The sequence below is a fragment of the Paraburkholderia oxyphila NBRC 105797 genome, assembly GCF_000685075.1.
GTDB lineage: Bacteria > Pseudomonadota > Gammaproteobacteria > Burkholderiales > Burkholderiaceae > Paraburkholderia > Paraburkholderia oxyphila.
This window is the reverse complement of sequence record NZ_BAYD01000260.1, coordinates 1-1,616: the sequence shown is the minus strand read 5'-3', so window position 1 is coordinate 1,616 and position 1,616 is coordinate 1. Positions and strand designations below refer to the sequence as shown.

At 61.9% G+C, this 1,616-nt stretch carries 1 protein-coding gene and 1 pseudogene; both read left to right on the top strand.

The window, feature by feature from the left end; all coding sequences use genetic code 11:
- Positions 1 to 155: pseudogene (locus tag BO1_RS56030) on the top strand (dihydroneopterin aldolase); the annotation flags it as partial.
- Positions 156 to 323: 168 nt separating this feature from the next.
- Positions 324 to 1,520 carry a formaldehyde dehydrogenase, glutathione-independent gene (fdhA, locus tag BO1_RS48790; protein ID WP_028223770.1) on the top strand — a complete coding sequence of 399 codons (1,197 nt, stop codon included), beginning with the start codon at positions 324 to 326 and terminating at the stop codon, positions 1,518 to 1,520.
- Positions 1,521 to 1,616: the final 96 nt, after the last annotated feature.

Below are 1,616 nucleotides of genomic sequence, written 5' to 3'. Positions count from 1 at the left end.
TCGCGGCGCTCTCGTTTCGCGAGTGGCCGGCGCTGGACTCGCTGACTATCGAAGTGCACAAGCCGAAGATCCGGCCGGGCACGCGGCGCATCGGCGTGTCGCTCGACTGGACGCGCGCCGATTATCTGCAGTGGAGCGCGGCGGGACGTTCATAACGCGTAGTGCGCCGCATCGCATGATCGCCCCAGCCGATGTCGGCGCCGTGCAAGCGCGCGTCGGCTTTTGCACATCGCGGGGTAGGTGCGGCGGGCTACGCTCCAGATATCGCTGCGTGCGCGGCGTTGCAAGCGTAGCGCAGTGCCAACTCACTCGAAGGAGACAAGCTGATGAGCAATCGTGGCGTCGTGTATCAAGGACCGGGCAAAGTCGAAGTGCAGAAGATCGACTATCCGAAGATGGTCGATCCGAGCGGGCGCGCGATCGGCCATGGCGTGATTCTCAAGGTGGTCAGCACGAATATCTGCGGCTCGGACCAGCATATGGTGCGCGGCCGCACCACGGCGCCGGTCGGCCTCGTGCTCGGTCACGAGATCACGGGTGAAGTGGTCGAGATTGGCAAGGACGTCGAGACGCTGAAGATTGGCGATCTGGTGTCGGTGCCGTTCAACGTTGCGTGCGGGCGTTGCGCGATGTGCCGCGAGCAGCACACGGGCGTGTGCCTGACCGTGAATCCGTCGCGCGCGGGCGGCGCGTATGGCTATGTCGATATGGGCGGCTGGATTGGTGGCCAGGCCGAGTATGTGCTCGTGCCGTATGCCGATTTCAATCTGCTGAAGTTCCCGGACAAGGATCAGGCGATGTCGAAGATCCGCGACCTGACTTGCCTTTCCGATATTCTGCCTACCGGCTATCACGGCGCGGTGACGGCGGGTGTCAAGCCGGGCTCGACGGTGTATATCGCTGGCGCGGGTCCTGTGGGGATGGCGGCGGCCGCTTCGGCGCGGCTGCTTGGCGCGGCATGCACGATTGTTGGTGACATGAATGCGGAGCGTCTCGCGCACGCCAAGGCGATGGGGTTCGAGGTTGTGGATCTTTCGAAGGACGCTTCGCTGGGCGAGCAGATTGCTCAGATTCTGGGTAAGCCGGAGATTGATTGTGCTGTCGACTGCGTGGGCTTCGAGGCGCATGGGCATGGTGCTTCGGGGCACTCGGAAGAGGCTCCGGCTACGGTGCTCAACTCGCTCATGGAGATTACGCGCCCTGCGGGCATGATTGGGATTCCGGGGCTTTATGTGACCGATGATCCGGGTGCCAAGGATATTGCTGCTCAGCATGGTAGCCTCAGCATCCGCTTTGGGCTGGGGTGGGCGAAGTCGCATACGTTCCATACGGGGCAGACGCCTGTGCTCAAGTACAACCGCAATCTCATGCAGGCGATTTTGTTTGATCGTTTGCCGATCGCGAAGATCGTTAATGTTTCGGTGATCTCGCTGGATGATGCGCCGGAAGGCTACAAGAAGTTCGATGGCGGCGCGCCGCGCAAGTTCGTGATCGATCCGCATGGGCTGCTCGCCGCGTAAGCGCGGGTGCTTGATGATGTGAAAGCGGGCGGCGCTTTTGGGCCGCCTTTTTTTGTTGCCGGTTTTTATGGCGGTGGCCTTAACTTGTTTTCGCGG